The 22,155-nt window shown below is 68.5% G+C and carries 11 protein-coding genes and 3 rRNA genes; 7 read left to right on the top strand and 7 right to left on the bottom strand.

Going from position 1 to position 22,155, the window contains the following annotated elements; translation table 11 throughout:
- Nucleotides 1-76: 76 nt before the first annotated feature.
- Together OG599_RS15855 and OG599_RS15850 are read right to left on the bottom strand one after the other, a co-directional pair.
- Nucleotides 77-2,308 carry a sigma-70 family RNA polymerase sigma factor gene (locus OG599_RS15855; protein ID WP_327176630.1) on the bottom strand — a complete coding sequence of 744 codons (2,232 nt, stop codon included), beginning with the start codon at nt 2,306-2,308 and terminating at the stop codon, nt 77-79.
- Nucleotides 2,309-2,484: 176 nt separating this feature from the next.
- Nucleotides 2,485-3,402 carry a TetR/AcrR family transcriptional regulator gene (locus OG599_RS15850; protein WP_327176629.1) on the bottom strand — a complete coding sequence of 306 codons (918 nt, stop codon included), beginning with the start codon at nt 3,400-3,402 and terminating at the stop codon, nt 2,485-2,487.
- 388 nt (nt 3,403-3,790) lie between these two features.
- Here OG599_RS15850 and OG599_RS15845 point away from each other — a divergent pair, with 388 nt between their 5' ends.
- Complete coding sequence (locus OG599_RS15845) at nt 3,791-5,194, top strand: NAD(P)/FAD-dependent oxidoreductase (protein ID WP_442809436.1); 1,404 nt, start codon at nt 3,791-3,793, stop codon at nt 5,192-5,194.
- Nucleotides 5,195-5,784: 590 nt separating this feature from the next.
- Complete coding sequence (locus tag OG599_RS15840) at nt 5,785-7,575, top strand: ATP-binding SpoIIE family protein phosphatase (protein ID WP_327176627.1); 1,791 nt, start codon at nt 5,785-5,787, stop codon at nt 7,573-7,575.
- Between the two features lie 55 nt (nt 7,576-7,630).
- On the opposite strand, the gene OG599_RS15835 is transcribed toward OG599_RS15840, so the two are convergent.
- Nucleotides 7,631-8,932, bottom strand: a complete 1,302-nt coding sequence (locus OG599_RS15835; protein WP_327180054.1) for an MFS transporter — start codon at nt 8,930-8,932, stop codon at nt 7,631-7,633.
- Nucleotides 8,933-9,087: 155 nt separating this feature from the next.
- Here OG599_RS15835 and OG599_RS15830 point away from each other — a divergent pair, with 155 nt between their 5' ends.
- The 5 genes from OG599_RS15830 to OG599_RS15810 all read left to right on the top strand — a co-directional run bounded on the left by OG599_RS15830 (nt 9,088) and on the right by OG599_RS15810 (nt 16,188).
- Complete coding sequence (locus tag OG599_RS15830) at nt 9,088-9,642, top strand: MarR family winged helix-turn-helix transcriptional regulator (RefSeq protein ID WP_327176626.1); 555 nt, start codon at nt 9,088-9,090, stop codon at nt 9,640-9,642.
- A gap of 705 nt (nt 9,643-10,347) precedes the next feature.
- A 16S ribosomal RNA gene (locus OG599_RS15825) occupies nt 10,348-11,873 on the top strand.
- 294 nt (nt 11,874-12,167) lie between these two features.
- Nucleotides 12,168-15,293: ribosomal RNA gene (locus OG599_RS15820) — 23S ribosomal RNA — on the top strand.
- Nucleotides 15,294-15,369: 76 nt separating this feature from the next.
- Nucleotides 15,370-15,486, top strand: a 5S ribosomal RNA gene (rrf, locus tag OG599_RS15815).
- The 16S, 23S and 5S rRNA genes sit together here, the layout of an rRNA operon.
- Nucleotides 15,487-15,630: 144 nt before the next feature.
- On the top strand, nt 15,631-16,188 hold the full coding sequence (locus OG599_RS15810) for a GNAT family N-acetyltransferase (RefSeq protein WP_327176625.1): 558 nt from the start codon (nt 15,631-15,633) through the stop codon (nt 16,186-16,188).
- 33 nt (nt 16,189-16,221) lie between these two features.
- On the opposite strand, the gene OG599_RS15805 is transcribed toward OG599_RS15810, so the two are convergent.
- The 4 genes from OG599_RS15805 to OG599_RS15790 form a co-directional block, all read right to left on the bottom strand.
- The gene (locus OG599_RS15805; protein ID WP_327176624.1) at nt 16,222-17,739 is read right to left on the bottom strand and encodes a type IV secretory system conjugative DNA transfer family protein; all 1,518 of its coding nucleotides are present in this window, start codon (nt 17,737-17,739) and stop codon (nt 16,222-16,224) included.
- Nucleotide 17,740: 1 nt separating this feature from the next.
- Entirely contained in the window at nt 17,741-19,177 is a 1,437-nt protein-coding gene (locus OG599_RS15800; RefSeq protein WP_327176623.1) for an ATP-binding protein, read from the bottom strand.
- 133 nt (nt 19,178-19,310) lie between these two features.
- Nucleotides 19,311-20,861 (bottom strand): SCO6880 family protein, encoded by a 1,551-nt coding sequence (locus OG599_RS15795; protein WP_327176622.1) that lies wholly within the window; start codon nt 20,859-20,861, stop codon nt 19,311-19,313.
- Nucleotides 20,858-22,135, bottom strand: coding sequence for a hypothetical protein (locus tag OG599_RS15790; protein ID WP_442809682.1), 1,278 nt, complete (start codon nt 22,133-22,135; stop codon nt 20,858-20,860). Before OG599_RS15790 ends, OG599_RS15795 begins: the two co-directional genes overlap by 4 nt.
- Between the last annotated feature and the right edge of the window lie 20 nt (nt 22,136-22,155).

The following is a 22,155-nucleotide window of genomic DNA, read 5'->3' as shown; positions in this document are numbered from 1 at the left end:
GTGTCGCGTAAGCGGTGTCCCGCAGGCCCTGTCCCGCAGGCAGCGCCTCGTAAGCGCTGTCCCGAGCCCCGGTCCGCTACCGGCAGGTGAACCGGGAATCGGCCCAGTCGGCCATCGTCACCCCGCCGAACGGCCGGGCGGACTCGACGACCAGGCGCACCGCCAACAGTCCGTCCAGCGGAACGCTCACCGGTACGGCGGGGGAGCCCGCCCGCACGGTCCCGGAGGTCCACAGCACCGCGCCCCCGCCGTCTCCGCCTCCCGCACCGCCGCTTTCGCCGCCTGCGCCGCTGAGGACGGAGAAGCGCACCGCGCCCAGGCCCAGCGCCAGGTCGTCGATGCCGGCCATCGCCTCGTAGCGGGTGCAGCGCCCGTCCAGCCGGACGACCACCGACGAACGGCCGCCCACCGTCACCCCGTGCGCGTACGGGGTGGAGGCGATCGACAGGCTCCGGCGCTGCCAGATCGGGCTGCTCCCGCGCAGCTCCACCGTGGGTCCGGACCCGTCCCCCAGGAGGTCGTAGCGCAGCTCGCTGAACCGGTGGACCTCGGGCGCGGGTGCCTTCGGTGCGGGTTCCTCGGTGGGAGCGGGGGAGGGCCCCGGGGCGGGTGGCTCCTCGGCGGGCGGGGTGGGCGACGGCGTACGCGGAACGGCCGGGGCGGAGGGCTTCGGGGCGGGCGGGGACGGCGAGGGCGGCGGCGCGGCCGCCGGGGTCGGCTCCGGCGTGACGGACGGCGAGGGCGCGGGGGGCGGCGGCGTCGGCGAGGGCGGCTCGGGCGGGGGCGCGACGGACGGGACCGAGGCCACCGCCACCGGGGGCTTCGCCACCGGCTCCGGCTGGTCGTCGCCGGCCAGGGCCCACACCAGTCCGGCCGCCGCCGCGATGGCCACCGTGGCCGCGACGCCCACCTTGACGGGGGCGCCGAGCCCCTCCGCGACAGCGCCTCCGGCCGCCGAACCACCACCGGCGCCTCCCGCCGCCGCACCTCCCGCCGAGGCCGCGCCGGTGGCCGCCGTGCCGGTCCCGGTCGCGGCGGCTGCCGCCCCGGCCCCGGCGAGGCCCAGCGTTCCGCCCGCCGCGACCCCCGCCGCCTTGAGCGAGTACGCGGCGGCGAACCAGCCGATGACGGCGATCGGCAGCAGCGCGGGAATCCCCGCGTTGACCTGCTGCAACTCCCCGGCGGCCACTCGGCACTTGGCGCACTCGTCCAGGTGCTTGCGGAGTCCGCGTTCCGCCCGCGTCCGCAGGCCGCCCCGGGCGTACGCACCGAGCCGGTCGGCGTACCGCGCGCAGTCCCCGCCCGCCACCAGGGCCTGGCTGACGTGTGCCTGGAGGTAGGCCTGCTTCAGCCCCTCCCGGGCCCGGCCGGCGAGCACCGCCGTGGCGTTGGCGGACAGCCCGAAGAGCGGGGCGATCTCGCTCGGCGACTCCTCCTCCACGGTGGTGTGCCAGAGCACGGCCTGCCAGCGCTCCGGCAGACTGCGGAACGCCTGCAGGGCCATGGACTGCTCGGCCTCGTGCATCGCGCGGACGTCGGCGCCCGGGTCGAGGGTGTCGTCATCGGACAGCTCGGAGGTACGCGCCGCCCCGGCGGCGAACACCGCGAAGTCGTCGACCAGATGCTCGCGCCTCGCGCTCTTCGTCCAGGCGGCGGCGACGTGCCGGACCGCGGTCATCAGATAGGCGCGGACCGCTTCTTCGGGCCCCTTTCCGCCACGTACCGCCTGAAGGGTCCGGGTGAACACCTCGGCCGTCAGGTCGTCCGCAGTGTGCGCGTCCCGGCAGCAGGTGCGCGCGTAGCGTCGGACGGCGCCGGAGTGGCGCCGGAACAGCTCCTCGTACGCCCGGTCGTCACCGGAGCGCATGCCTCTGATCAGCTCGGCGTCCGACACGGTGAGCCCCGTCGCGGCCCCCCGCCCCGTGCGCTGCGAGGGTACGGACCAGGGGCCGGGCAGCACCGTACCGCCACCGCTCGCCGCCGGAGGCTCCTCACCGTGCTCCGGCAGAGCCGGTACTCCCGGTACTCCCGGTACTCCCGGCTCCCGCCGTGCGACTGGCACGCCCGCGTCCGTGGCCGACCCCGCGCCGGGAGATCCCGTCACCGACGAGCCGCTGCCCGACGAACTCTTGCCCGAGGGGCCGTTGTCCGAGGGGCCGGTCCCCGACGGGCCGCTGCCGGACAGCCTGTCCGTGCCGCCCGGCGGGGGAACCTGGGCCCGGCGCGGTGAGGGGACCGTCCCTTCCTCGGCGCCGCCCTCGGCCGAGACGCCGTCGAGCGGCTCTTCCCGTGTGCCGTCACCGCTCATCGCGGAAGCCCCCGTACCTGGCGTGAACCCGATTCCGGGCAACACTGCCACACGGCCCTTGCGCTGCGCGCTGGTTCAGCCCCACCTTCCACTCGTCCGGGGTGTCCGACCGAATGGGAGCGCGAGAGGTCATCCGAACGGGACGGGTCCACTCACGCTTCCGCTCACCGTCACCTTCACGCGGGCCGTGAACGCAGTCCTTCCAGCAGGATGTCGAGCAGCCGTGCCGAGGCGGCGGACTGCTGGGCCGGGTCCGGCAGAGAAGGTGCGGAGGTGGCGATCACCAACAGCACGTCGGCCACCGTCACATCGGCGCGCAGTTCACCGGATTCCCGGGCACGCTCCACGAGTCGGCCCACGACCTCCAGCAACTCGCCCGTGCCCGACTCCTCTCCGTCCGCAGGCTCGTCCGTGCGCTGCGGCGCCTGGCGGAGCTCCGCCGAGGCGGCGACCTGCCGCTGCTGCGGTACCCGCGTCCCGTCCCCACCGTCTCCGGCGGCTCGGAGTACCTCTTCGCCCTTCGAAGAAGCATCGACGCGCAGCACCTGCGGCGGCAGCAGCCTGCCCGCTCCGGACGCCACCGACGTCCGGAGGAAACGGGAGAGCGCGGACCAGGCCTCGTCCTCCTGGCCGAGCGCGGCGCGTGCCTGCTCCGTCAGCCGAGCCGTCTCGGCCTCGGCTATTCGCCGTACCAGGACGTCCTTGCTGGGAAACCGGCGGTAGACGGTCCCCACGCCGACCCGTGCGCGGCGGGCCACGTCCTCCATCGGGGCGCCGTACCCCAGTTCACCGAAGACCTCCCGCGCCGCGCGCAGGACGTGCTCCAGATTCCGCTGCGCGTCCACGCGGAGCGGCGCGGAACGAGCCGGCGTCCCCACGACGGAACCGGTCACCGGACCGGTCACCGAACCTGTCGTCGGCACGACGGCCGGACCGAACGACGTGACGACTGAGCCGGTCGTACCCGGGCCGGAGCCCGCTCCGGCCGGGCGGGACGACTCGACGACGGCGAGCCCTCCCGGTGTGCTGAGCCGTGCGACGGCCTCGGCCGAGGTCGGGACGGCAACCTGCCCATGCGAATCCTGAATGTGCATGACTTCCCCCGGTTATGACGTCTCCCCCCGGAGACTTCCCCACCATGTGGACCGGAGAGGAGGAGTGTCGAACTTCCCCATCCCCCACCCCGATCGGCTACGAACATAGTTGAGCGGGGGGCAATTCAGAAGGGGCAGTTCCGCACGGAGCGCCCCTCGATCGGAGCAAGGACCCGATCGTTCCTGTTTCCGCCCTTGCGCGCGCCCCCTCCTCCCCCGCCTGACCTGCGAGGCTGCCGCGCCATACCTGACGGGTAGTGAGCCGTCGCGCCGGAGCTTGGCGGTCACACAATTTGCAGGGCCTGTGGACAAACTCGCGACTCCGGTGCGTCATGGGATGGTGATGGCTCCAGAATCCCGGGGAACGGCCCCCGGCAGCAGGCCAGGTGTGCGCATTCTCGTCGTCGGCGGAGGCTACGTCGGGATGTACACGGCGCTGCGCCTCCAGAAGAAGCTGAAGCGCGGGCTGAGGAGCGGCGAGGTCGAGATCCTGGTCGTCACGCCCGACCCCTACATGACCTACCAGCCGTTCCTCCCCGAAGCGGCCGCCGGCTCCCTCTCGCCCCGGCACGTCGTCGTACCGCTCCGCCGCGTCCTGGGACTGTGCCGCATCGTCATCGGCGAGGTGCACCGCATCGACCACGCGGAGCGGACCGCCACCGTGAGCACCCTCGCCACCGGCAGGCACGGCGACGGTGCGGTCGAGATGCCGTACGACGAGCTGGTCCTCGCCCCCGGCTCCGTCGCGCGGACGCTCCCGATCCCCGGACTCGCCGAGTCCGGCATCGGGTTCAGGACGGTGGAGGAGGCCATTGGCCTGCGCAACCACGTCATCGAGCAGATGGACATCGCCTCGGCCACCCGCGATCCGGCCCTCCGCGACGCGGCTCTCACCTTCGTCTTCGTCGGCGGGGGGTACGCCGGGGTGGAAGCACTCGCCGAACTCGAGGACATGGCCCGCTACGCCGCGCGGTACTACCACAACATCCGCCCCGACGACCTGAGATGGATTCTCGTCGAAGCGACCGGGCGCATCCTCCCGGAGGTCGGTGAGGCCATGAGCACGTACGCCGTGCGGGAGTTGCGCGGACGCAATGTCGACGTACGTCTCGACACCCGTCTGGAGTCCTGCGAGGACCGCGTCGCCGTACTGAGCGACGGCTCCCGCCTTCCCACCCGCACGCTCGTCTGGACCGCAGGGGTGAAACCCGCGCCGCTCGTCGCCGCCACCGGCTTCCCGGTCACCGAACGGGGCCGGCTGCGCTGCACCGCCGACCTCAGGATCGCCGGTACCCGGCACGCCTGGGCCGCGGGCGACGCGGCGGCGGTCCCCGATCTGACGGCGCCGGACCCGCGTGCCGTGACCGCGCCCAACGCCCAGCACGCCGTCCGCCAGGCGAAGGTCCTGGCGGGCAACGTCGTCGCCGCTCTCGAAGGGCGCCCGCTCACCGACTACCGGCACGCGTACGCCGGCTCGGTGGCCTCCCTCGGCCTGCACCGGGGAGTCGCCCACGTCTTCGGGCGGAGGCTGAAGGGCTACCCCGCCTGGTTCGTGCACCGGGCGTACCACCTCAGCCGGGTACCGACCTTCAACCGGAAGGCGCGCGTCCTTGCCGAATGGATCCTGTCCGGGCTCTTCACCCGCGAGATCGTCTCCCTCGGGTCGCTGGAGCATCCCCGCGCCGAGTTCGAGCTGGCGGCCGGGGGCGCGGGCGCCCACCGCACCCCGCCTCCCCGCCGGCCCCCCGCTACCGGCGACGCGCCCCACGAGCCCCAGGAGCCGCCGGGCTGACCGCCCACCCACACGCGGGCCCCCGTACGGGGACGGGTCCACCCGCCGTCCCCCGTTCCGGGGCGGCACGAGATCCCGTCGTACCGATGCCGGACCGGCGCCCTACCGTGTCAGCACGAGCCCGCCACCCTGTGCGGCCCCGGAACGCCCGAGGCAGGCGCATGCGTCACCCCGTCCGGAAGCTCCGGGCGGACGGACGTGCCGCGGACCCGTACCGACGGCCGAATGACGACTGTCAGTACGCTCCGTCACACTGGACGTGTGACCATAGGTACGTCCACATCTGCACAGAGTGACCCGGTCGACCGTGACCAGAGGCGAACGCCGGCCTGACCCCTGGCGGACACCGACGCGGCTACCGGCGAACCGCGACGTCGCATCGACAGCACGACCAGGCCCTGCCGTGATTCCCCGGGCCGCGCCCCCGCCCTTGACCCCGGCCGAGGACGCGGAGCCGGTTGCGGCGGACGTGAGAGCACCGGAGCCCCGCCGCACCGCCGCGCGGCCGACGACGTGGCGGACGCGGAGCAGAGACGCAGCAGAAGCAGCCAGCCCGAGCGGACCAGACCGACACACGAGGCCAGAGATACGTGAACTTCACGCGCTGGAGCGCCCGTTTTCCCGGAACGCAGCGTCGCGCCGCCGCCCGGGACGACCGCGGTTCCGTCCCCGCTGCCCGGGCCGAGTACGCACGGTCGCAGGGCCCCGCCGCGCCGGGTGACGCCGCCGTACCGCAGGCCCCCGACAAGCCGTCGCCCACCGGCCCACCGCCGGGACCCGACGCCACGTCCGGCGGTACGTCCGACAGCACGTCGGGGAGCACCCCCGCCGGCGTCCCCGCCGGTGCGTCCGGCACCGTGCCGATCCTCGACGACCTGCCCGCCCGCGAGATCCTCGGCCGGCTCCCCGCGCCCGTGGCCCTGTTCCAGGGACCCGACCACCGGGTGGCGTACGTCAACGCCGCCTACGAGACGGCCTTCGGCCCCCGCCCGTTCGGAACGCCCGCGGCCGAGGCCATGCCCGAGCTGGCGGAACTCAGCGTGCTGCCCCTGATGGACCAGGTCCTGCGCAGCGGCACCCCGCGCACGGTGAAGTCGCGCCGGACCCTCGGCGGCGGCTCGTACACCGTGACCTGCACCCCCGTCGCCCCCTGGGGCACCGACGGCGCCGACGCCCCGGACGGCGGGACGCACGGCGGGGTGCTGGTGCACGCCGCCGACGTCACCGACCACGCCGAAGCGGCCGAACGCCTCCGCACCAGCGAACGCCGCCACCGCGAGATGGCCGTCACGCTCCAGCGTTCGCTGCTCCCGCAGGAGCTGGAGCAGCCGGACGACCTCAGGATCGCCGCCACCTACCAGCCCGGCGGCACGGACGCGGCGGTCGGCGGCGACTGGTACGACGTCATCACCCTCGGCGCCGGCCGTACCGCCCTCGTCATCGGCGACGTGATGGGCCGCGGGGTCCGCGCCGCCGCCGTCATGGGCCAGCTGCGCACGGCGGTGCGCGCGTACGCCCGCCTCGACCTGCCCCCGCACGAGGTGCTCCAGCTGCTCGACGGTCTGGCCGCCGAGATCGACGCCACCCAGATCGCCACCTGCGTCTACGCGGTGCACGACCCCAACGAGGGCCACCTCGTCTTCGCCTCCGCCGGGCACCTGCCGATCCTCGTGTCCGACGAGGACGGGACCGTGCGCGTGGCCGAGGACCCGACCGGTCCGCCGCTCGGTACCGGCGGCTGGATCCACACCTCCGGCACGATCGCGCTGCCGCCCGGCTCGACCGCCGTCCTCTACACCGACGGCCTGGTGGAACGACGCAGCGAGGACATCGACGAGGGGGTGGCCGCGCTCGGCCGGGCGTTGTCCGGTGCGAAGGGTTCCCCGCAGGTCGTCTGCGACCGGCTGATCCGTTCCCTCGGAGTGACCGCCGAGCACGACGACGACGTGGCGGTCCTGGTGGTCCAGCACCCCGCCCGCAAGGGGGCGGACGCGGAGCTGTTCCACAACGCCTCGCTCGACCTGCTCGGGGGCGTGGAGGCGGCGCCGCGCGCCCGCGCCTTCGCCACCGGGGTGCTGACCTCCTGGCGCTTCCCGGACGACCTGCGCGACCGTGGGGTGCTCGCCGCGAGCGAGCTGGTCGCCAACTCGCTCCAGCACGGCACCCCGCCGACGCGCCTGGGACTGCGGCGCACCGACCGGCGGCTGATCATCGAGGTGACGGACGGGGACGACCACCTGCCGCGCCGCCGGAGAGCCGAGCCCGGGGACGAGTCGGGGCGCGGCATCGCGATCGTCGCGGCGGTTGCCTCGTCCTGGGGGAGCCGCCGCACCCCCGGTGGGGGCAAGGCCGTCTGGTGCGAGTTCGCGCTGCCCCGGTGACGGTCGCGGACCTGCTTGCTCCGGACGGTCGGGCTTCCTGGGACGGCCGGCTCCCTCAGACGATCGGCGCGGGAGCCGGTACGGGCACCGCGCTCTCCGGCACGGACACCGCGACCACCCGTGAGTGCACGGCGAGCGAGGGCTGGTCCTGCACGGGGGTGAGCCGCCGGCCCAGCCGCAGCGCCAGCACCGTGATCCCCAGCGACACCACGACGAACGTCACGATGTACGGGGCGTGCAGCGAGGCACCCATCGGACCGCCGACCGCGGGTCCGACCGCCAGCGCGAGCTGCTTGCACAGGGCGAACGCGGAGTTGTACTGCCCGACCATCGACTCCGGCGCCAAGTCGGCGACCAGTGGGGCGACGGTCGGCGACAGCATCGACTCGCCCAGCCCGAAGAGGGCGTACGTCGAGATCATCGCGGCTGTCGCCATCGTCTGGCTGCCGTGCCCGAGGCCCGCGTAGCCGGCCACGATCCAGGCGAAGGCCCAGATCAGGCCGACTCCGGCGATCACCCGGCTGCGCTTGCGCCGCTCCACCAGCCGCAGCACGACGAACTGCGCGACGACGATGGCGGCGGTGTTCGCGGCCAGCGCCAGCCCCAGCGCGGACGGCTCGATTCCGGCCGCCTCGGTGCCGTACGCCGCGAGCCCCGACTCGAACTGGCCGTAACAGGCGAAGAACACCACGAAGCCCAGGACGCAGAGCTGGACCATGGCCCGGTGCGACACCATCGCCCGCAGCCCACCCGCTCCGGCGGCGGCAGGCACCCCGTCGACGGAACGGGACGTCACGGGGACATGGGGCAGCCGTACGGTGCTCACGACGGCGCCGAGCACCAGGAACATGACGGCCTCGACCACGAAGAGCAGGGTGAACGTCCCCGGCCGGTCCGTGTCGACGATCTGTCCGCCGACCAGCCCGCCGATGCCCATGCCCAGGTTCTGCAGGAAGAATTGCATGGCGAAGGCGCGGGTACGGGTCGTGCTGGTGGAGGAGCGGACGAGCAGGGTCGCCAGCGCCGGCTGCATCACGGCGGCACCCGCGCCGAGCACGGCGGCCGACAGCACCGCCGTCGTCACCCCGCCCGCGAAGCCGAGCGACGCGACACCGGCGGACGCCACGACCGAGGCGCCCATGAGCACCGGAAGCGGACCGCGCCGGTCGATGACCCGCCCGGTGAACGGCAGGACGACCAGTGCTGCCATGGCGAAGACCGCCAGCACGACTCCCGCCGTACCGGCGCCGAGACCCCGTACCTGCGCCACGTAGACGTACAGATACGGAACCGTGAACCCGGTGCCGAACGCGCTCAGCGCGCTACCCAGCTGGATCCGCCGCAGCGCTGCGCCCATCTCCCTGGTCACACTCACCTACCCCACGATCACGGGGCGGCACACTGCGCCCCCGAACTACACAGACCCAAAGACTTTAACACTAAAGTTAGAACTTCAACAATGTACCTCGAAGGACTTCGAAGGGTGTGGACTTGCGTGCGATACTGCCCGCCATGTCCGAAACCACGGAGCCGGATCCCGACGAGCCGAGCCTCGACGAGCAGATCGCCGCCTACCAGCGCGAATTCAGTGACCTGGACCCGCAGGTCGAGCAGGTCGTCTCCGCGCTGGGCCGGCTCAACCGCCGGATGAACGTCGCGTACGGCAGGCAGCTCGCGGCCCTGGGCATCAGCAACGCCGAGTGGGAGGTCCTCAAGACCCTCGTGCTCGTCGGCAGCCCCTACCGCCTGGGCCCCGGCGAACTCGCGAAGCGCCTCGGGCTCACCCCCGCCGCCATGACGCACCGCATCGACCGCATGGCGGCCGAGGGCCTCGTCACCCGCGACCGGGACGAGAACAACCGGGTACGCGTCATCGTGGAGGTCACCGACGAGGGCCGTGCGAAGTGGCTGGAGGCGATGCGCATGGCGACCGTCTTCGAGGAGGACGTCCTCCAGGACCTTTCCGGCGACGAACGCGGAGTCCTCAGCGATCTCCTGATCCGACTGCTGCGCCGGGTGGAGGAAGCCCAGCCCGACGCGGACGGCCGGCTCACCGACCTCTCCTGAGTCTCCTGGGCGCGCTCTCGACGGTGCCGTCGCCGGGCCCGCCCTGCCCCCACCTGCCAGGGTTGACACCGCATCCCTCGATCCGTAAAGTTCTCCGAGTTGTCAAGGAGCCGGAAGGTTTCGGGACAGCCGATCCCGCCGCGGACAGCGGCAACCAAACTCTGTACGAACTCCCACTCGGGATAATTTCGGCATGCCGGAATTCATTTCGAAGGCCCGATTATGAGCCGCCGGGAAGAACCGCTAGAGTTTGGGACGTCGGAAGGGCCGCAACGGCCCGGAGGACAAGCCCGCTGACTGGGAATCAGGCCCGAAAGGATCTGATAGAGTCGGACTCGCCGGAAAGGGAAACGCGAAAGCGAAGAACTGGAAAGCGAAAACCGCTTGACCCGCTTCGACCGGGAATCGGACAGATAAGAGTCTGATAGAGTCGGAAACGCAAGAACGAAGGGAAGCGCCCGGAGGGCCCCGGTGAAACGGGACCGAAGGAAGCGTCCGTTCCTTGAGAACTCAACAGCGTGCCAAAAGTCAACGCCAGATATGTTGATACCCCGGCCTGCTTCGGCAGGTTGGTGGTTCCTTTGAAAAGTCCTACCGGTGCTTAACCGCCTGGTGGGCAACAACAGCGAGGACGCTGTGAACGACCGGTCATATTCCGACCTGGTCGTTCCGCTCTCGTGTTGTGATCCCGATTACGGGAAAACATTCACGGAGAGTTTGATCCTGGCTCAGGACGAACGCTGGCGGCGTGCTTAACACATGCAAGTCGAACGATGAAGCCTTTCGGGGTGGATTAGTGGCGAACGGGTGAGTAACACGTGGGCAATCTGCCCTTCACTCTGGGACAAGCCCTGGAAACGGGGTCTAATACCGGATAACACTCTGTCCCGCATGGGACGGGGTTAAAAGCTCCGGCGGTGAAGGATGAGCCCGCGGCCTATCAGCTTGTTGGTGGGGTAATGGCCTACCAAGGCGACGACGGGTAGCCGGCCTGAGAGGGCGACCGGCCACACTGGGACTGAGACACGGCCCAGACTCCTACGGGAGGCAGCAGTGGGGAATATTGCACAATGGGCGAAAGCCTGATGCAGCGACGCCGCGTGAGGGATGACGGCCTTCGGGTTGTAAACCTCTTTCAGCAGGGAAGAAGCGAAAGTGACGGTACCTGCAGAAGAAGCGCCGGCTAACTACGTGCCAGCAGCCGCGGTAATACGTAGGGCGCAAGCGTTGTCCGGAATTATTGGGCGTAAAGAGCTCGTAGGCGGCTTGTCACGTCGGATGTGAAAGCCCGGGGCTTAACCCCGGGTCTGCATTCGATACGGGCTAGCTAGAGTGTGGTAGGGGAGATCGGAATTCCTGGTGTAGCGGTGAAATGCGCAGATATCAGGAGGAACACCGGTGGCGAAGGCGGATCTCTGGGCCATTACTGACGCTGAGGAGCGAAAGCGTGGGGAGCGAACAGGATTAGATACCCTGGTAGTCCACGCCGTAAACGTTGGGAACTAGGTGTTGGCGACATTCCACGTCGTCGGTGCCGCAGCTAACGCATTAAGTTCCCCGCCTGGGGAGTACGGCCGCAAGGCTAAAACTCAAAGGAATTGACGGGGGCCCGCACAAGCAGCGGAGCATGTGGCTTAATTCGACGCAACGCGAAGAACCTTACCAAGGCTTGACATATACCGGAAAGTGCCAGAGATGGTGCCCCCCTTGTGGTCGGTATACAGGTGGTGCATGGCTGTCGTCAGCTCGTGTCGTGAGATGTTGGGTTAAGTCCCGCAACGAGCGCAACCCTTGTTCTGTGTTGCCAGCATGCCCTTCGGGGTGATGGGGACTCACAGGAGACTGCCGGGGTCAACTCGGAGGAAGGTGGGGACGACGTCAAGTCATCATGCCCCTTATGTCTTGGGCTGCACACGTGCTACAATGGCCGGTACAATGAGCTGCGATGCCGCGAGGCGGAGCGAATCTCAAAAAGCCGGTCTCAGTTCGGATTGGGGTCTGCAACTCGACCCCATGAAGTCGGAGTTGCTAGTAATCGCAGATCAGCATTGCTGCGGTGAATACGTTCCCGGGCCTTGTACACACCGCCCGTCACGTCACGAAAGTCGGTAACACCCGAAGCCGGTGGCCCAACCCCTTGTGGGAGGGAGCTGTCGAAGGTGGGACTGGCGATTGGGACGAAGTCGTAACAAGGTAGCCGTACCGGAAGGTGCGGCTGGATCACCTCCTTTCTAAGGAGCATCTAGACCCTGCAAGGGGTCCAGAGCCACTACGTCGGCAAATGTTCGACGGTGGTTAGCTCATGGGTGGAACGTTGACTATTCGGCACGGTTGGTTGGTTGTTGCGAGTACTGCTTCGGCGTGGAAAGTAATGATGGATCGGCTGTGTCGGGCACGTTGTTGGGTATCTGAGGGTACGGCCGAATGGCTGCCTTCAGTCCGGTCCCAGTGAACTCAGTCTTCGGGTTGGGGTGATGGGTGGCTGGTTGTTGTTTGAGAACTGCACAGTGGACGCGAGCATCTGTGGCCAAGTTTTTAAGGGCGCACGGTGGATGCCTTGGCACCAGGAACCGATGAAGGACGTGGGAGGCCACGATAGTCCCCGGGGAGCTGTCAACCTAGCTTTGATCCGGGGGTTTCCGAATGGGGAAACCCGGCAGTCGTCATGGGCTGTCACCCGCTGCTGAACACATAGGCAGTGTGGAGGGAACGAGGGGAAGTGAAACATCTCAGTACCCTCAGGAAGAGAAAACAACCGTGATTCCGGGAGTAGTGGCGAGCGAAACTGGATCAGGCCAAACCGTATGTGTGTGATACCCGGCAGGGGTTGCGCATGCGGGGTTGTGGGATCTCTCTTTTACGGTCTGCCGGCTGTGAGACGAGTCAGAAACCGTTGATGTAGGCGAAGGACATGCGAAAGGTCCGGCGTAGAGGGTAAGACCCCCGTAGCTGAAACATTAACGGCTCGTTTGAGAGACACCCAAGTAGCACGGGGCCCGAGAAATCCCGTGTGAATCTGGCGGGACCACCCGCTAAGCCTAAATATTCCCTGGTGACCGATAGCGGATAGTACCGTGAGGGAATGGTGAAAAGTACCGCGGGAGCGGAGTGAAATAGTACCTGAAACCGTGTGCCTACAAGCCGTGGGAGCGTCGCTGTATGTGCTTGCACATGCAGTCGTGACTGCGTGCCTTTTGAAGAATGAGCCTGCGAGTTAGCGGTGTGTAGCGAGGTTAACCCGTGTGGGGAAGCCGTAGCGAAAGCGAGTCCGAATAGGGCGATTGAGTTGCACGCTCTAGACCCGAAGCGGAGTGATCTAGCCATGGGCAGGTTGAAGCGGAGGTAAGACTTCGTGGAGGACCGAACCCACCAGGGTTGAAAACCTGGGGGATGACCTGTGGTTAGGGGTGAAAGGCCAATCAAACTCCGTGATAGCTGGTTCTCCCCGAAATGCATTTAGGTGCAGCGTCGTGTGTTTCTTGCCGGAGGTAGAGCACTGGATAGGCGATGGGCCCTACCGGGTTACTGACCTTAGCCAAACTCCGAATGCCGGTAAGTGAGAGCACGGCAGTGAGACTGTGGGGGATAAGCTCCATGGTCGAGAGGGAAACAGCCCAGAGCATCGACTAAGGCCCCTAAGCGTACGCTAAGTGGGAAAGGATGTGGAGTCGCAGAGACAACCAGGAGGTTGGCTTAGAAGCAGCCACCCTTGAAAGAGTGCGTAATAGCTCACTGGTCAAGTGATTCCGCGCCGACAATGTAGCGGGGCTCAAGCGTACCGCCGAAGTCGTGTCATTCATACACATATCCCCAACGGGAGTATGGATGGGTAGGGGAGCGTCGTGTGCCGGGTGAAGCAGCCGCGGAAGCGAGTTGTGGACGGTTCACGAGTGAGAATGCAGGCATGAGTAGCGATACACACGTGAGAAACGTGTGCGCCGATTGACTAAGGGTTCCTGGGTCAAGCTGATCTGCCCAGGGTAAGTCGGGACCTAAGGCGAGGCCGACAGGCGTAGTCGATGGACAACCGGTTGATATTCCGGTACCCGCTTTGAAACGCCCAGTACTGAATCAGGCGATGCTAAGTCCGTGAAGCCGGCCCGATCTCTTCGGAGTTGAGGGTAGTGGTGGAGCCGATGAACCAGACTTGTAGTAGGTAAGCGATGGGGTGACGCAGGAAGGTAGTCCAGCCCGGGCGGTGGTTGTCCCGGGGTAAGGGTGTAGGACGCACGGTAGGCAAATCCGTCGTGCATATAGTCTGAGACCTGATGCCGAGCCGATTGTGGCGAAGTGGATGATCCTATGCTGTCGAGAAAAGCCTCTAGCGAGTTTCATGGCGGCCCGTACCCTAAACCGACTCAGGTGGTCAGGTAGAGAATACCGAGGCGTTCGGGTGAACTATGGTTAAGGAACTCGGCAAAATGCCCCCGTAACTTCGGGAGAAGGGGGGCCATCACTGGTGATCCGATTTACTCGGTGAGCTGGGGGTGGCCGCAGAGACCAGCGAGAAGCGACTGTTTACTAAAAACACAGGTCCGTGCGAAGCCGTAAGGCGATGTATACGGACTGACGCCTGCCCGGTGCTGGAACGTTAAGGGGACCGGTTAGCTGACTTTCGGGTCGGCGAAGCTGAGAACTTAAGCGCCAGTAAACGGCGGTGGTAACTATAACCATCCTAAGGTAGCGAAATTCCTTGTCGGGTAAGTTCCGACCTGCACGAATGGCGTAACGACTTCTCGACTGTCTCAACCATAGGCCCGGTGAAATTGCATTACGAGTAAAGATGCTCGTTTCGCGCAGCAGGACGGAAAGACCCCGGGACCTTTACTACAGTTTGATATTGGTGTTCGGTTCGGCTTGTGTAGGATAGGTGGGAGACTTTGAAGCGGCCACGCCAGTGGTTGTGGAGTCGCCGTTGAAATACCACTCTGGTCGTGCTGGATGTCTAACCTCGGTCCGTGATCCGGATCAGGGACAGTGTCTGATGGGTAGTTTAACTGGGGCGGTTGCCTCCTAAAGAGTAACGGAGGCGCCCAAAGGTTCCCTCAGCCTGGTTGGCAATCAGGTGTTGAGTGTAAGTGCACAAGGGAGCTTGACTGTGAGACCGACGGGTCGAGCAGGGACGAAAGTCGGGACTAGTGATCCGGCAGTGGCTTGTGGAAGCGCTGTCGCTCAACGGATAAAAGGTACCCCGGGGATAACAGGCTGATCTTCCCCAAGAGTCCATATCGACGGGATGGTTTGGCACCTCGATGTCGGCTCGTCGCATCCTGGGGCTGGAGTCGGTCCCAAGGGTTGGGCTGTTCGCCCATTAAAGCGGTACGCGAGCTGGGTTTAGAACGTCGTGAGACAGTTCGGTCCCTATCCGCTGTGCGCGTAGGAATATTGAGAAGGGCTGTCCCTAGTACGAGAGGACCGGGACGGACGAACCTCTGGTGTGCCAGTTGTCCTGCCAAGGGCATGGCTGGTTGGCTACGTTCGGAAAGGATAACCGCTGAAAGCATCTAAGCGGGAAGCCTGCTTCGAGATGAGTATTCCCACCCCCTTTGAGGGGTTAAGGCTCCCAGTAGACGACTGGGTTGATAGGCCAGATGTGGAAGCCCGGTAACGGGTGGAGCTGACTGGTACTAATAGGCCGAGGGCTTGTCCTCAGTTGCTCGCGTCCACTGTGTTGGTTCTGAAATAACAACCGCCGTGTTTTCATCCGGTTGGTTAATTTCATAGTGTTTCGGTGGTCATTGCGTTAGGGAAACGCCCGGTTACATTCCGAACCCGGAAGCTAAGCCTTTCAGCGCCGATGGTACTGCAGGGGGGACCCTGTGGGAGAGTAGGACGCCGCCGAACAATTTTTCCGGGAGACCCCCGTGCCTTGTGGCACGGGGGTTTTCTGCGTTCCGGGACAATTCTGCGGACGCAGTACCCCTTCTGTCGCGGTGGTCACGCGATAAAGCGATTGACCGGCCGAGGGCCCGTAGGCAGCATGACCGAATGAATCCTGATCATGTGATGCGGCGGGTACGGGCCGAGGAGTGGCCGTCGGTCAAGGAGCTCCGGCTCGTTGCTCTCCAGGACCCTGCGGCTCCGGTGGCGTTCCTGGAGACGTACGAGAACGCCGTCGGGCAGCCGGACGCGTTCTGGCAGCAGCGGACCGCCGGCGGGGCCGAGGGCACCGACGTTGCCCAGTTCGTCGCCGAGGCCGCCGACGGCCGGTGGCTGGGATCGGTCACCGTCCTCGTCGAACGGCCTGATCGGGAGGGCGTCTTCGGGGGAGCGGCGGAAGCCGTGCAGGGGCACCTGGTCGGCGTCTTCGTACGTCCGGAGGCACGGGGTACCGGGCTGACCGACGCGCTGTTCCGGGCTGCCGAGGAGTGGGCTCTCGGCCTCGACGACCCGTACCTCACGCGGTTGCGGCTCTTCGTCCACGAGGACAACCCGCGGGCAGCCGCGTTCTACCGGCGGTACGGCTTCGTACCCTCGGGGAACACCGTGCCGGTCCCGGCCCGTCCCGAGGAGCGCGAGGTGGAGATGGTGCGGGAACGTCCCTGAGCCACCGACGGGCGCCCACAGCCGGTCGGCAGGTCAGAGGGCCGGCGGTGCGAGCGGGGTTCGCCAGCGGGCGCGGGCCTGTTCGGGAGAGCGGAGCAGCGCCAGCGTGGCGAGGCCCTGGCTTTCGCCGGTCGTCAGCAGCTCGGGGAGACAGGGCAGCGGCGCGACAGCGGCGACGTCGTCGAGGACCAGCGTGAGTGGTGGGTCGAGCCGACCGTCGGTTGACCGTGCGGCCATGCGGCGGCCGTGCTCGACCACGTGCGAGGCGAGCGCGGTGAGCAGTGGCATCGCGCCCGGGTGGTGGCGAGGATCCTCGACGGACTCGCCGACCACATACAGAGTTCCCCCTTCGGAGGCGAAGGAACCCAGCGCGGCGGTATCGGTTCGATTCGGTGTGCAGGCCTCGCGGATGTGAACCGTGGCCAGTGCGCCCAGCGCCCGTACCGTCAGTTCCTGGGCCGCCCGGCGGCGTTCGGGGTGGGCCGTGAGGGCGGACTCCAGCAGGCCGGCGAGCCCGGAGGCCGCCTTCGGGTGGGTGCGGAGGATCCGTACGGCGTCCTGGGCGCCGCCGCCCAGTGCCCAGCGGTGGACCTGGCGGAACGGGCGGCCGTCGACCGCTGCGGCGTGCAGCCAGCACTGCAGCAGGGTCTGCGCGGTGTCGGCCGTCGCCTCCTCGATGCGCGCCTGCGGCCGTACCGGCGCGAGGAACGCGGCGGCACGGGCCGCGGCCACCTCGGGCAGCTCGCAGCCGGAGGTCGGCGACCAGTGGAGGCGGGCCGGGGTGTCGCAGAGATGGCCGGGGTCGTAGACGAGCACGGGCCCGAGCTTGGAGCGGGCGTCCTTCGTCACCGCCCAGACCGTGGTGTCCGAGGTGACGACGAGCACCGCTCCGGCGGCGTCCAGCACGGCCTGCACAGCCGTGGGACGCCGCTCGGCCGCGGTCGCGTAGAGGAGCAGGGGCGTACTCGGAGTCCTGGGAGCGGGGACCGGGAGCGCGGAATCCTTCGCCGGTACGGGAGCCGGGGCGGGGAGGGGACTCGGAGCCGGTACGGGACTCGGTACCGGAAGCGGAGCGGGCGGGGGTGCTGCCGTGACCGCGCGGGGGTCCGTGGCCGTGGAGTGGGCCGCCAGGTGTTCCTCGCGCTCCTCGCGGACGCGGCGGCGTACCGCGCGGCCCCGGGTCACGACACCGAGGACGAACACCCCGAGCACCACCAGCACCAGCAGTTCGCTGATGAGTAGCCCCCAGAAGAGGCCGTAGCCGGAGAGCTCGCCGGGCGGGGTGTCGGGCCAGGCGCCCGCGAGGTCCTGTGGTGAGCCCGCGAGCTCCCGCAGGGCCGAGGGGGTGCGGGGAAGGGACACGCCGTGGGGCCAGGAGCCGTGGGCGAACAGCCCGGCGAGCCCGGTGGCCGTCCACGCCAGGACCGTCGCACTGAGGAGGAAGGCGAGGCCCCCGATCAGCAGGCCGTCCGGGACGCCACCGCCCCGCGCCTCCCGCCGGTCCGGGGGGTGCCCGGGCCCGGGCCCGGGGCCCGTCGAGGTGCGTGCCACCTCAGGCGACCGTGGACTCGGACGACTCGTCGAGCCGCTGCTGACGCTCGATACGGGCGGCCCGTTGCTCCGTCTCCCGCTCGGCCTCGCGCGCGTACTCGGGGAGCAGGTCGTCCAGGTCGTCCGCGGCGTCGGAGGAGGACTCCGTCATCGCGCGGTCCGTGAAGACGAGCGGGCGTTCCGCCTCGGTGATCAGGTGCTTCACGACCTGGACGTTGCCGTTGACGTCCCACACCGCGATGCCCGGCGTCAGCGTCGGGATGATCTCGACGGCCCAGCGCGGCAGCCCGATGACCCGGCCCGTCGCCCGCGCCTCGTCGGCCTTCTGGGCGTAGATCGTCCGGGTGGAGGCCATCTTGAGGATCGCCGCCGCCTCGCGCGCCGCCGCGCCGTCCACGACGTCGCTGAGGTGGTGCACGACGGCGACGAAGGAGAGCCCGAGCCGGCGCCCGAACTTCAGCAGCCGCTGGAAGAGCTGGGCGACGAAGGGCGAGTTGATGATGTGCCAGGCCTCCTCGACCAGGAAGATGCGTTTCTTCCGGTCGGGCCTGATCCAGGTGTGTTCCAGCCAGACACCGACGATCGCCATCAGGATCGGCATGGCGATCGAGTTGCGGTCGATGTGCGAGAGGTCGAAGACGATCAGCGGGGAGTCGAGATCGATCCCGTCGGTCGTCGGTCCGTCGAACATGCCGCGCAGGTCACCGTCGACCAGGCGGTCCAGGACGAGGGCGACGTCGAGGCCCCAGGCCCGCACATCGTCTATGTCGACGTTCATCGCCTCGGCGGACTCGGGCTCCGGGTGGCGCAACTGCTCGACGATGTCCATCAGAACCGGCTGGCGGTCGGTGATGGTCAGATTGACGTACGCGTGGGCGACCTTCAGCGCGAAGCCGGAACGCTCGTCGAGACCGTGGCCCATCGCCACCTCGATGATCGTGCGGAGCAGTGCGAGCTGACCGGTCGTCGTGATCGCGGGGTCGAGCGGGTTGAGCCGGATACCGCCGTGCAGGGCGGCGGTGGGGTCGAGCCGGATCGGGGTGATCCCCAGCTCCTCGGCGATGAGGTTCCACTCGCCGTGCCCGTCCTCGCCCTGGGCGTCGAGCACAACGACCTGGCGGTCCCGGAAGCGGAGCTGGCGGAGCACGTACGTCTTCTCCAGCGCGGACTTGCCGTTGCCGGACTCGCCGAGCACCAGCCAGTGCGGCGCGGGCAGCTGCTGCCCGTACAGCTGGAAGGGGTCGTAGATGTAGCCCTTGCCGGAGTACACCTCACGCCCGATGATCACCCCGGAGTCGCCGAGACCGGGCGCCGCGGTGGGCAGATAGACGGCCTGGGCCTGGCCCGTGGACGTACGCACGGGCAGGCGGGTCGTCTCCACCTTGCCGAAGAGGAACGCGGTGAAGGCTTCCGACAATGCGGACAGTGGGTCGCGCATGAGGTGGCTGCCCTCTCTCTCGACTGCTTCCGGTCGCCCGGAGGTGGGGGTGGTGCCGTGGTGCTTCCCAGGGTGGTGCGGTGGTGCTTTCCGGGGTGGTCCGTTGCGCTTCCCCGGGGGTGGACGAACCGGGTCAGCGGCGGATTCCGGTCGCGAACGGCAGGGTGTTCACGAAGGCGCGGTGGTGCTCGCGGTCGCACCACTCCAGCTTCAGGTACGACTTTCCGGCGGAGGCCCGGATCGTCCGCTTGTCGCGGGCGAGCGCCTCGGGGGAACGTGAGGAGACGGTGATGTACCCCACCAGGTTCACCCCCGCAGCACCGCTCGCGAGGTCCTCGCCGCGCTGATCCATACGGCCGTGGGCTGCGATGTCGCGGGGGTCGACGGTCCGGTTCATCTTGGCCTGGCGGCTGGCCTCGGCATCGTCGTTGGTCTTCTCCGTCAGCATCCGCTCGATGGCCACCTCGGTGGGTTCGAGGTCCATCGTGACGGCGACCGTACGGATGACGTCGGGCGTGTGGACGAGCAACGGCGCCAGGAAGTTGACCCCCACGGGCGTCATCGGCCACTCCTTCACCCAGGCGGTGGCGTGGCACCAGGGCGCGCGGGTCGTCGACTCCCGGGTCTTGGCCTGCAGGTACGTCGGCTCCATCGCGTCCAGCTCGGCCGGCCAGGCGTTCCGCTTGGTCATCGCCTGGATGTGGTCGATCGGGTGGTCGGGGTCGTACATCGAGTGCACGAGCGAGGCGAGCCTGCTCTGCCCCAGCGGCTGCCGGACCCGGATGTCCGCCTCCGCGAGCCGGGCGCAGATGTCGGTGAGCTCACGGGCCATCACCACGGCCAGCCCGGAGTCACGGTCCAGCTTGCGGCCGCCCTGCGGCCGTGCGGCCCGGGCCATCGCGGAAGCCTCGGCACCGAGCTCACGGCTGTGGTGCATGCAGGCCACGAGGTACGCGCGGTGCTGCTCGCTGGAGGTCGACACCATCGACTGCAGTTGGTCGTACGAATCCTGGAGCCAGCGTGGCGCGTGGTGGTCGCCCCGCTGGGCGACGTCCTTCGCGTGCGCGTCGGGGTCGGCGGGGAGGGTACGGGCCAGCATCTGGATACGGGTGACGAAGCCGTCGCCGTTGGCCACGTGCTTGAGCAGGGTGCCGAACCGGTCGACCAGCGCCTCCTGGTCCTCGCTGTCCCGCAGCCCGACACCGGGGCCCTCGATCTCGATGGCGGCGGTCACCGTGCGGCGGTCCGCGTGCAGGAGCACCGCCATCTCGTCCGGCCCGAACGGGGCCGAGAGCCAGCTGATCCGGCCGATCCCGGGCGGCGGGCCGATCTCGACCTCGCGGCCGTCGCCCCGCACGCCGGCCTCCATCGCGGCGGAGCGGTAGGTGGTGCCGCGGCGCAGGGTCCGCTTGAAACTGCGGTTGATCTCGAACCACTTGTAGAACGTCCGGTGCTTGTACGGGACGTACACGACGGCCAGGGCCAGCATCGGGAACCCGGTGAGCAGCACGATGCGCAGCGAGAGGACCGGGACCAGGAGCCCGCTCATCATTCCGAGGAACGCACCGACGATGATGAGGGCGATCTCGCCGGTCTCGCGGTTCTTGCCGACGATCGCGTTCGGCCGGGCGCGGCCGATGAGATACGTGCGGCGGGGCGCGATCGGGTGGGACTGGATCGTCACCGCCCTCCACCTCCTGTGCTCGGATTACCTGTGCTGCCGGAACCGCCCCGCGGGGAGCGGCTGCTGTGGGGGGTCCCGGAGGTGGGACCGGAACCGCTGCGGGGCGCCGGAGTGGCTCCGCCGCCGGCGCCGCCCCGGGAACCGTGGGCCGCGACACCGCCGCTGAGCGGGTTGGCGGGACGCCCGCCGCCGCCTCCGCCGCTTCCGCTGTTCTGGTCGTTGCGGCCGCTGTGCGTCTTGATGCCCTGGGAGACGAGGGCGGCCGGCGAACTGACCATCGCGGCGGCCTGGGAGCCGTCGGTGGCCTGCTTGCGGTTGGTACGGGCGCCCTGGATCTCGTCGCCGAACCCGGGGACGAAGCGGTAGATCATCGCCGACGCGAAGATGGCCAGCAGGATGATGGAGAGCCCGGAGACGACGGCGGAGAGCGCGTCCGGGCCGTCGTCCGAGGAGAGGGCTCCCGCGAGGCCGAGGACGATCACGATCACCGGCTTGACCATGATCACCGCGATCATGATCCCCGCCCAGCGGCGTACGTGGCCCCACATGTTCTTGTCCACGAGCCCGGCGTACACCACCACGCCGAGCAGGGCGCCGACGTAGAGCAGCGCCGCCCGGATGACCAGTTCCAGCCAGAGGATCCCCGCGGCGAGGAGGGACACCAGGGAGACGACGATCAGCATGATCGGCCCGCCGCCGATGTCGTCGCCCTTGGTGAGCGCTTCGGCGAACGAGCCGAAGAAGACGTCGGACTGGCCACCGGTGGCGGACGAGATGACCTCGGTGACCCCGTCGGTGGCGGAGACCACGACGTACAGGATGAGCGGCGTGAACGCGGAAGCCAGCACGGTGAGCCAGAGGTAACCGACGGCCTCGGAGATCGCGGTGGTGAACGGGACGCCCCGGATCGCCCTCTTGGCCACGGCGAACAGCCAGAGGACGAGGGTCAGGATCGTGGAGGCGGCGAAGACGATCGCGTACTGCTTGCGGAAGGACTCGTTGGTGAAGTCGACGGTGGCGGTGCCCTCGACGGCCTTGCTGAGCTGGCCGATGAGGTAGGACGCGGCGTCGGCGCAGCCGTGGGCCAGGGAGGTCAGGGGGTCTAGGGGGTCGGAGGGGGTGGTGGTGGTCCCAGCGCGTTGACCCGAATCGTCTGCGCAGTATTCCTTGGCAGGACCGATGAGTAGATCGCAGGGGTTGTTGCTGCCACTTGGCGAGGGTGTGGGCGACGGGGACGGTGCTGCTGCAGCGTGGGTCGACGCGAGGATCACCATGGACTGCAGTGCGGTGACCA

This window comes from Streptomyces sp. NBC_01335 (assembly GCF_035953295.1).
In the GTDB taxonomy this organism is placed as follows: Bacteria; Actinomycetota; Actinomycetes; order Streptomycetales; family Streptomycetaceae; genus Streptomyces.
Note: the sequence above shows the minus strand (reverse complement) of the source record. Positions and strands in the feature narration are given on the sequence as shown.